Genomic DNA, 9,202 nt, shown 5'->3' with positions numbered 1-9,202 from the left:
GTGCTTTGTGAGGTACTGAAGATGGTCATCCATAATGATACCCAGTATATCGCCGTCCCGTACTCGGAGCCGCAGTTCCATCTGACGCCGCTTCCGCACACCACGCCTCAGTGGGGAGGCGTCGCCGTCATCGATCCAAGTGGTTCAATCGAAACGCTCTCGCCTTCCGAGGCTGCTGCCAGTCCTATTCTTGACACGCAGCAACTCTACCCTGAGAAACTGGCGCTTCAGTCGGTCGCAGCGACGAAGTATCGCAACGGAATTCTCAACACATACACGAGCCACGAAGACGAGATTGAGATCGCACCACTCCCGGGGGACGGAAACGACCAGCCGTTCTTTATCCTCTCTGAGTCTGGGCCGCAGTACGTTGTCGCCGTCGAGCCCTACGGCGATGCACAGGGACTTCAGGAGCTGTGGACGATCGACGGCCAAAGCGGATCCTTCGAGCGGTATGTGCCAGCTGACTCGCTGTTCGGCCCGCAGCGAGCGGCCGACCTCGTGAGGCAATCAGCCCCACAGACAGATTGGGACCGCTTTTCGCCGGCCGAGCCGATCCTCACCGTCATCGACGATCGAGAGTACTGGCAGGTACGCGTCATCCCCGAGGACAACAGCGGGATCGCGTACGTTGCATTTGTCGACGCACGGTCCGGTGATGTTGATTCGTTTGAACAGACTGACGCAATCACTCAGTTCCTCGCAGGCGAGACTCCAGTAGAGACACCCACTGAGACGGAGCCGAGTGAGACGACTGCAGAGACGCCAACAGTTATCGTCCAACGGGTTGCTGAGAACGGCACTGTGATCGAGACCATGACTGTGTACGACGACGAATCTGTCGAGATCCGGACACCAACGAACAGTACCGCTGGCACAGAGAATACGACTACCAGAGCGCTAGGAAGCTAAACTCAGTTGCGCATCACGGACACAGCGACAGAGGTTTTAAATCGGATATCTTTTCTCTCGTCTGCGACGAAGCGGTCTAGCCACTTCTGTTAGGTTGAACGAGAGGGGTACAGGAGATTCTCGATCAAACAATATATTCAAGAGCCACATCAAGTGGGTGATGCGACGTAGTTGAGTATGCACGCAGGGCCCTCCACTCCACCATCCCGATCGCTTGCAAGCCCTGTCCTTATCGGTGCAAATCTCGTCCCCCTCGTCGGTGTCGTGGCTTGGGGATGGGATCTCTGGGCGCTGCTTGTGGTCTATTGGATAGAAGCGTTCAGCACAGTCCTGTTGGGAGTCATAAAAGCACTTTTTGCTGAGCATGGCTCGCCCGACGTTGTTGGCCAGATCGAACCGTTACACGAACTCAGGGAGAAGCGGGGCGGGTGGCATCCCCGACCGGGATGGCCGCCAATCTATCCACGAAACATCCCGTTCGGGCTCTCGATGCTTGGAACATGGGCCCTCTCAGTTATCCCACCAAGCGCGCTATACTGGCTGTCAGTCGATCGTCCAGCAGTGTTGTCAGCCAAGTTCCTGCTCGGAATTGGCGCGTTGGTGTTCGCACACGGTGCCGAATTCTTTGTAGACTATCTTGGACGGCAGGAGTATACTGACGTCTCTGCGAGAGAGATACTACAAACGCCTGCCCAGTTGACACTCATCGTCATGCTGCTTGCGATGCTCGGAGCAGCAGGCGGTCAAGAGGTGAGGTTCGCACTACTTGTTGGTTTTGTTGGAGCAAAAACAATACTCGCTATCTCGCAGGGTACTACCGGACGTCTCGGAACCACAATTCATCGGCTTATTGAACGTCTTGGTGACGATGATGACCTCAGCCGACCACAGCCGGAACTTGACCTCCCGACTGAGCCAGTGCAGGCACGCGTGACCGTGAGTCCCAAATCGGTCATCCTTGGGGGGCTCTCGGCGGTTGGGCTTGGATTCGCAAATCGTGTCGGTATTCTTGTTGTCGTCGGATTCATTGCCGCCGTCGGAGTTGGAAACATCATCTGGATTGCCGTCGGACTCGGAGTGATTTTCCTCATCGTTGGTTGGTGAACTGCTTTCTATTGTATGGGCGAGCGCGTACGCGCACATCTACGTCCAAGGGATTGTGTCGTGAATCGAGACTCACGTTGAGAATTCAATTCCCTTGAATCGCGTCGATAACGATCGCTCCGACTACGATTGCCTCTGTCGGGACCGAACTCGTATCGCTAAGCGTGATTTCGTACTGATCAAAGTCAAATAGCGCGAACTCACCTTCGACGGAACCGACTGGATTACCTTCTGAATCGGTTATTTCGTACTTGTGAGCGATCCCTTGACCGGCCGGCAGTAGATTCCGTGCGAGGGTGATCAGTCCACCACGTGAGTTGATCTCGGCAAGTAGCGACTGGTCGTCGGCATCGCGGAGCCGCCAGCTGTCTTGTAACAACGAAAGGTCATTGTCGAAGACAACGAGTTCTTCACCGGTCTGGCCGTCCGTGAGGAGATACTCGCCAGCAATATCCCACGTATCGATAGCTTTCACACGACAAATCTCAGTCCCATCGGCGTCGATGAATGGGAACTCGTCTTTTTCCTCGTACATCTGATACGTGGTGCGAAAAATCGTGTTGCCAGTGACATCTCTGGCTTCGTACTCGGGTCGAAAGTTCTTATCACGGCCAGTCTGCTCGATGGTATACTGGCTTCCGGAGAGGTTGATCTCGGAGGGTTCGTACTGTTGGAGGGCTGTCATTATTCGATATGATCGAGCGTGACAAAAATAAGTGCCGGCTTCGGTAGCGCGACGACCTAAACCGGACAATTCGGTGAGACGTGTGGATCGAAGACAATAACCCTCATGTGCCGTCTTCATACGCATAATAAACCGTCTACTTTCTCCTCTGGACACCGTTAGGGCGACGGTCGAACACGTCAAGAATCGGGTCGGGATCCTATAGGTGTGGGAGCCATAACTCCTGATCAGCACACTCGATGACGACCGTCGACGTATTGAGCAATCTGTGGAGTCGACCACGTTCGACACGCAGGTCGCTTTCACCCCACGCCTCAATCCGCCATAGTCCCGTCCGGAACAGTCGGCCGTGCGCGACGATCTCGTCCTCCGAGATCCGGTACTCGACGCCACCGTACCGCAACCCGTAGTCGATTGTGAGAAGCCCTATTGGAACGATGAGGCTGACGCCGACAAGGGCGAGAACAATGTCTCAGACGCGCCCCATCATGAACAGCAGCGAAATGAGAAGGAGAAATCCGCCGACGCCCATCGCACCCGGATGGCGTCGGACGTTCTCTGTCGAAATTCCACCGATCAGTCTCCCCAAGAGTGTCGGTCGCAGCCGCTCGTTCACAGCATTTACTAAATCGATCGACTCACACGGTGGTGGCTCGTACGCACATCCGAGTTCGAAGGACGATGCCTTGTCGAAGGCAGCAAGCCGCTCGCGGTACAGTCCCCCGAGATCAAAACTAAACTTCACAAAGACAATTCCGACTAAGATTGGGAGACCGACGACTGTTGGATCGACAGCCGTGATGGGATCGTCGGATGCGACCGAGTCTGCAGCGAGTCCAATGAACGTTGCCGTGAATAACCCGCCGACACCGATCACCGCCGCGCGCATGAAAATCCCTTGAATCGCCGTCTGGGCGTTGTGATCGCGGTATCCGCCTCGATAAAATACTCGAGAAGCGTTGAGGCTCCTTCGCTGAGAAAGATTCCGAACGCGGAGAGCATTACCATCACCAACGCGTCAGAGTCGGGCGTTTCAGGACCGATCACGCCGACAGTCGTGACACCTGCAAAGAACCAGACGAGTGTGAGGATGGGGATGGCAACGGCGAGGACAGGCAGCGTCGAGAATCGAATACTAAGGTCGGTGAACGGAACCGGGATCGCGGTGCGCTTGCTCGCTAGCGCGCCTCCGATTAGTGGATCGGAATCGAACTCCGAGGTCTGCCCGCGAACACTGCTTTGACGAGCGCCCAAATGAGAGAATACCGAGTTCGAACCAGTAGAGGAAGACCAGCGCAGCGAGATCCCACCCGAGCCGATGACGCAGACGAGTGTCAGTACATTCGCAACAATAACGTCTATCATTTCGGGTGAAGGGCTGTAGCGCTGTGCGTTTTCGAAGGGGGGACCATTCACCGGATATGCCGGCCGACCGAGACAGATATGTGGTGAAATCTGTACCGTCCGTGGATGGCCGTGTCGTCTTCTCGATAGAAACGACTATGCTACGATGATAGCGTACAGCACGACACAGAGGCCGATAACTGTCACGAAACCGCGGACCAGCAATACGATTCCGTTCCCTGCTCCCACCATATCAGCGAGCATGACGACCACGTATACCCCTACCGTTAGCAGACTGATACCAATTGCAAGCGCTCGCATCTTCACAGAGCCATTTCGACGGTACCCACGATAAGCTAACGTAGCGACAAACAATCCGACGAGAGCAGTCACGCCGCGAGATAGCGACACCACACTGAGCGATTCCAGTGCCAGCAAACTCTCGGATATCACTACATCTCACCCCCGTACACGATCCACAGGATCGTCCCCAACCCGAATAGCTCACAGCCACTGACGAGTATCGACCGGCCGACAGCCCCGATGTCGGTCGCCGTCGGTAACCCGACGCGAAGCAACTCAGGTACCGTTATCAGGAAGATGAGACCGACTGCGAGCCAAAGCATCCCGCGATGAGACGGTCCTCGACGGTAACCACGAACTAGAACTAAGGCGATCGTCAGCGACAACGCTACTGAGAGCACGGAAAGGACGAGCACCCCGAGTGCGATGAGCGGATCAGTCCCAGTTGCATCCAACTGTAAGAGGAGCATCTCAGGACAACCCCTCGAACAGATCTGTGAACCGGTCGGCAGGATCGGTTGTCGAGCGCGTCACAGCTACTTCGTAGCCCCCATCGGCGAACGTGACGGTGACGGTCTCGACTGTAGCTGCATACCGCTTGTAGTGATGGCCGTCGGGGTCCAGCTCCTGTTGTTCGGTCACGAGGTCTGCGTCCTGTAACCGGTTGAGACGGCGGTACGCCGTCGCATCGGACATCTCACAGGCCGTACAGAGTTCATCGACTGACATCGGTTCAAGTGTGAGGTGAGCGAGGATCGCCCGGGCGTACTCGTCGTCGAGTACCGCCAAGACAGTATCCTCGTCCTCGTCCATATACGTGCCAGACACGGGTACCAGTAAAAAACCCGTCACAGCTTCTGGGTCGGAAGCCGTGCCTAGGGTGCTACTTGTGCCCGTTCTCTTGCGTCGTGTATGTCGTTACGATCGACGATTGACCGCATCATACCGACTGCCCTGAGTGAGAGGGCCTTCCGACTCCTTTGGCCGGTCTGGAACACTGAACAACGTCGACTGCGTGCACCACTTCGTGCGCTGATACCGACGGTGCTGACCTTCATTCTCCTTGCCATCCTCCAGACTATGATCCGAGCCAGATTTGGGCATCCAGTCCGGGAACTCCTCGAACTGACTGGTATTGGCGTCATTCTTATCGTTGCAATTTTCCTCAGCGCACGAGTTATTGACCGACGGCCCGTAAGCGGATTCGGGCTCTCGTTTGATCGGGAGTGGTGGCACTCATTCGCTGTAGGTGGACTCGTCGCCACCGCAATCAACGGTGGGGCGCTCATAGTGTCCCTCGGTGCTGGCTGGGCTACGTTCGTTGGTGTGATGCGTGGCTCCGGGGATCTACCGTTCGTACCTGCGATAGGGATCGTGTTCGCGTATATCGCGCTCGCGGCAACGTGGGAAGAATTCATTCTGCGCGGTGCGATGTTAAAGAACCTTGCTGAGGGATCGAATGGATTCGTGCCCCAGTGGATGGCCGTTGGCCTCGCAGTAACTCTCAGCACGCTCGTGTTTGCGTTCCTACACGGCGGAAAAATAACGCATCCCAGCCACTATGGGTACTACCTGATCGCTGGGCTAGTACTGAGTAGCGTATACGTGCTAACTGGCGAACTCGCGCTCAGCATCGGCTTTCACGTGTTCTATAATTTCACACAAAGCGCAATCTTCGGACTGGGACATTCACAGCAGACGCCGGAGCTTATGGCTGTTGACATCGTCGGACCACCGCGCTGGATCGGAGAAGAGGGACTCCTCTTTGTCGGCTTCGCCATTCTCGGCGGTCTGGTACTGATCGCATATATTCACTGGCGTGATGGGTCACTCGAATTCGACGACCGCGTAACCAGCTACACTGAGCGGTAACTCACACCAGCCACTATCTATGCCAACAGCATTCCCCTGTCGTACCCCAATCGATCACACGCCGCGCGAACGCAGTAATATCGTCGTTGACCACGAGCAGCCGAGTGACGTACTCCAGACGGTCTCCTCGGACACTGCACAGCAGATACTGGCGACGCTTGACGACGAACCAGCGACAACTTCAGACATCGCTGAGGCTACCGGTACGTCTACCCAGAACGCCAAGTATCACCTCGATCGCCTCTGCGAAGCTGACCTTGTCGAAGCCGTCGATACGTGGTACTCTAGAAAAGGAAGAGAGATGACGGTCTTCGCACTCTCTGTGGAGGAATTAGTCGTTCAGTTTGGAGACTCCATCTCAAAGACACAGCGGTGAGTCACCGGGACCCAAATCGCAGTCACGACAGCGAACGAAGCAGTGAACCCGATCACTATTTAATATTCGTTTGAAACATCGGATTCTTTTCAATTATTGGGCCGCTTCATTAGCGTGTTCGTGTAGCTTGACCCTGATCGGCTCGTCAGGCTTGAGGTTCGTGCTTGCAATCAAGTCTGGATCCGGGTCGGACGAAAGTTCGAACGTATACTCGCTGAGAATCGTAGCCAAGACGGTCTTCATCTCCATACGTGCGAACCGCATACCGATACAGTGACGCGGTCCACCACCGAACGGAAAGTACGCGTACTCCGGCCAGCCGGCGTTGCTAGCGAACCGCTCCGGACGGAACGTCTCCGGGTCATCCCACCACCTCGGGTCACGGTGAACAGCACACTGCGGTAAGACCAGAGTCGTACCCCCGGAGATGTCGAATCCTTGGCTCTGTTGAAATTCTCAGAGATTTACATGTTTGCCCTATAATTTGACGAGATGAAGGCCCTCCCGAAGTCGCAGCTACTCCGGTGTGTCGACGTTCCATCCCTCGTATTCTGTAGAAAATTCACGTCCCGTGCAATCCTTTTGTTCCAATCCAAACAGGCGGAACTCAACGTCTTCAAAATGGGATCCCCCACACTCCAAGATCGTGTGGGAATTGAGCATTCGCCGCTATACTTGTGTATGACTGCTGTTCCTCCTCTTCTGGAATCTCGTATATTTCTCCAGTGATGATAACGCTTCGCCATATTGACTCGTCTTTAGCATCCTGTTCGTACACAGAGAGGCAGACATTCGGATTGGAATCAATAACTCGATCCTTTCGACTTTCGCATCCACCACCCTATTGCATCGGGAACACTGGTTTCTCGGCATCATAGCATTGGAATAGCATACGGTTGCTCGCTTTTAGCCATTGTGAGAACCCCAATTCCTTGTCGAACTAGTACATGAACAATTTCATCCTGATCATGATGTCTCTATAATATGCCAAATTTGATGACGCAGCCCCCGAATAATCCAACAAATCCCACCAAGTATTGAGAGGGCGAAGATTCTATTGGAGACCTGATTGGGCACAGGAACGGCTGACTCAGAATAAACTAAATTTTTGTGATTTGACAAACTGGCATCTTACGGCGTCACGATCAGGTCAAACCGATAGATCGCGTCTTCGTACTCAGCGACGACGTTCCGGAAGTCTACCCGGTCCTTGTAGCTGTCTATGGGTTCGAGATCGCCAGCAATACCGAGTGCTTCTAAGACTTCCGAGAGGCCGTCTGAGGGCGGACTTCCCTCCTCGTACCGCCGCGGATCGTCACTGATCGCGTCATCAATCACACTCCGTGCGGACTCGGAGAGACTGCTGGCTGTCAGATCGTGTTCGACGATTTCGGTTCTCGCGTACTCGTTGAATTCGCTGGGTGACTGCGTGATATCGGTGACGGTATACGTCCACTCTGGCACCTGAACACTTCGTTGCTCTGTAACTGGCCGGAAGTATTCTTTATTGACCTCGACAAAATCAAACGGTGCCGACGGAATAAGATCACTCGCGTCAGGGTCAAGGCCGTGATGGAACTCCACAGTTTGCAGCTCATCGAATTCAGGGTCACCGAGGAATCCATCGTTTCCAGCATAGACCGCGTCAAGTGCTGCGTCAAGGACTCGCTCGTCTTGTGTTGACAGATCGAAGGGACGAGTTTCAATTGTCGCGTCGTCAGGTGGCGTTTCATCAGTCTGCTCGACTGCGAAATGCCATCGCTCACGTTCAAGCTGCCGCTCGTCAGAAATTTGGACGTGATAGAAGCGATCTTTCCGTTCGAGGAATGTTGGATATGGTCTCGTCGTCTTTCCCCACTGTGCTCGTCTAACGAGCGGCCACTGTTTGACAGTTACACTGCCCTGATCGAACAGTTCCGAAACGTACTGTGTTTTCATTTCGGTGGTAAAATCGGCCCTCGTCACAGCCCTGATCTCTGTGGGGTCAGGCCACAGATACGGGCGACCGACTGATGAAAGATCTAGTTCGTCTGCGATAAGCGCGTACTCATCAAGGCTACCGGGACTCAGACAACCGGAAGTTGAAGTCATGACTGTGGAAGCGCCGAGCAGTTGGAGGGCACGGCGGCGGGAACAATACATGTCCAGCCGGGGATATCGATGTTCAAAACAAATTCTTTGTGGTAGTTCTGTTGGAATACTCAGTAGCTGATGTTTTTCACCAGCAGTCATTCAGTACAAGAGATTGACCGATAGGCCGATTCAGGGGGCTGGTCGGAGGTTATCTCTTCCCGGACCCCTTCGCAGAGGTGTTAGCAGTTCGAACCCGACGCTCGATGAGACCGCTCCCCAGCGCAATAAGAAATAGCAGCGGCCAGTCGATGAGATAGAGGTAAACGGGAGTCCCGGGAAGGAGTGGCTCTGGGGCTTGCAGAACCCGCCACATCTGGGACATCGCCATTCCATAGAGCACTACGACACTGGCGAGAGGTGTCACAAGCTTGTATTGGACGAAAGCGATTGCCAGCAAAGCACTGACGACTGCACCCCCGAGAATCGATCACCAGAGCCACGGCCCGATTTGAATGCTGTGTTGAATAGCGATC

Annotated in this window: 11 protein-coding genes and 1 pseudogene; 4 read left to right on the top strand and 8 right to left on the bottom strand. The window is 54.7% G+C overall.

Annotated elements, in window-relative coordinates; genetic code table 11:
* Positions 1-912: pseudogene (locus DJ69_RS13570) on the top strand (hypothetical protein); the annotation flags it as partial.
* A gap of 177 nt (positions 913-1,089) precedes the next feature.
* Positions 1,090-2,016, top strand: a complete 927-nt coding sequence (locus DJ69_RS17975; protein ID WP_144050450.1) for a DUF6498-containing protein — start codon at positions 1,090-1,092, stop codon at positions 2,014-2,016.
* A gap of 85 nt (positions 2,017-2,101) precedes the next feature.
* Here DJ69_RS17975 and DJ69_RS13560 read toward each other — a convergent pair whose 3' ends face one another.
* The 5 genes from DJ69_RS13560 to DJ69_RS13535 all read right to left on the bottom strand — a co-directional run bounded on the left by DJ69_RS13560 (position 2,102) and on the right by DJ69_RS13535 (position 5,161).
* Complete coding sequence (locus DJ69_RS13560; protein ID WP_099256095.1) at positions 2,102-2,701, bottom strand: LURP-one-related/scramblase family protein; 600 nt, start codon at positions 2,699-2,701, stop codon at positions 2,102-2,104.
* Positions 2,702-3,173: 472 nt separating this feature from the next.
* Entirely contained in the window at positions 3,174-3,590 is a 417-nt protein-coding gene (locus DJ69_RS13555) for a hypothetical protein (protein ID WP_099256094.1), read from the bottom strand.
* Positions 3,575-4,117, bottom strand: a complete 543-nt coding sequence (locus DJ69_RS13550) for a hypothetical protein (RefSeq protein ID WP_144050449.1) — start codon at positions 4,115-4,117, stop codon at positions 3,575-3,577. Before DJ69_RS13550 ends, DJ69_RS13555 begins: the two co-directional genes overlap by 16 nt.
* Before the next feature lie 84 nt (positions 4,118-4,201).
* Positions 4,202-4,438: a DUF7521 family protein gene (locus tag DJ69_RS19295; protein ID WP_449404442.1), complete on the bottom strand. Its 237-nt coding sequence runs from the start codon at positions 4,436-4,438 to the stop codon at positions 4,202-4,204.
* Positions 4,439-4,819: 381 nt separating this feature from the next.
* Entirely contained in the window at positions 4,820-5,161 is a 342-nt protein-coding gene (locus tag DJ69_RS13535; RefSeq protein WP_099256091.1) for a winged helix-turn-helix domain-containing protein, read from the bottom strand.
* 231 nt (positions 5,162-5,392) lie between these two features.
* Between DJ69_RS13535 and DJ69_RS13530 the strand changes: the two genes are divergently transcribed.
* Both DJ69_RS13530 and DJ69_RS13525 read left to right on the top strand, forming a co-directional pair.
* Complete coding sequence (locus DJ69_RS13530) at positions 5,393-6,220, top strand: CPBP family intramembrane glutamic endopeptidase (protein ID WP_245851689.1); 828 nt, start codon at positions 5,393-5,395, stop codon at positions 6,218-6,220.
* Between the two features lie 19 nt (positions 6,221-6,239).
* On the top strand, positions 6,240-6,596 hold the full coding sequence (locus tag DJ69_RS13525; RefSeq protein ID WP_099256089.1) for an ArsR/SmtB family transcription factor: 357 nt from the start codon (positions 6,240-6,242) through the stop codon (positions 6,594-6,596).
* 93 nt (positions 6,597-6,689) lie between these two features.
* On the opposite strand, the gene DJ69_RS13520 is transcribed toward DJ69_RS13525, so the two are convergent.
* From DJ69_RS13520 to DJ69_RS13510, 3 genes are all read right to left on the bottom strand, one after another.
* Entirely contained in the window at positions 6,690-7,025 is a 336-nt protein-coding gene (locus DJ69_RS13520; RefSeq protein ID WP_099256088.1) for a cytochrome P450, read from the bottom strand.
* A 187-nt stretch (positions 7,026-7,212) separates the two neighbouring features.
* Positions 7,213-7,374: a hypothetical protein gene (locus tag DJ69_RS18670; protein ID WP_245851687.1), complete on the bottom strand. Its 162-nt coding sequence runs from the start codon at positions 7,372-7,374 to the stop codon at positions 7,213-7,215.
* A gap of 353 nt (positions 7,375-7,727) precedes the next feature.
* Positions 7,728-8,738: a hypothetical protein gene (locus DJ69_RS13510; protein ID WP_099256087.1), complete on the bottom strand. Its 1,011-nt coding sequence runs from the start codon at positions 8,736-8,738 to the stop codon at positions 7,728-7,730.
* Between the last annotated feature and the right edge of the window lie 464 nt (positions 8,739-9,202).

Source organism: Halorubrum persicum (genome assembly GCF_002727125.1).
Lineage (GTDB): Archaea > Halobacteriota > Halobacteria > Halobacteriales > Haloferacaceae > Halorubrum > Halorubrum persicum.
This window is presented reverse-complemented; position numbering and strand designations above follow the sequence as displayed.

Excerpts from the sequence above, each read along its gene's own strand:
- DJ69_RS17975 (WP_144050450.1), top strand. The coding sequence starts at position 1,090 with ATGCACGCAGGGCCCTCCACTCCACCATCCCGATCGCTTGCAAGCCCT.
- DJ69_RS13560 (WP_099256095.1), bottom strand. The coding sequence starts at position 2,701 with ATGACAGCCCTCCAACAGTACGAACCCTCCGAGATCAACCTCTCCGGA.
- DJ69_RS13555 (WP_099256094.1), bottom strand. The coding sequence starts at position 3,590 with ATGCGCGCGGCGGTGATCGGTGTCGGCGGGTTATTCACGGCAACGTTC.
- DJ69_RS13535 (WP_099256091.1), bottom strand. The coding sequence starts at position 5,161 with ATGGACGAGGACGAGGATACTGTCTTGGCGGTACTCGACGACGAGTAC.
- DJ69_RS13525 (WP_099256089.1), top strand. The coding sequence starts at position 6,240 with ATGCCAACAGCATTCCCCTGTCGTACCCCAATCGATCACACGCCGCGC.
- DJ69_RS13510 (WP_099256087.1), bottom strand. The coding sequence starts at position 8,738 with ATGTATTGTTCCCGCCGCCGTGCCCTCCAACTGCTCGGCGCTTCCACA.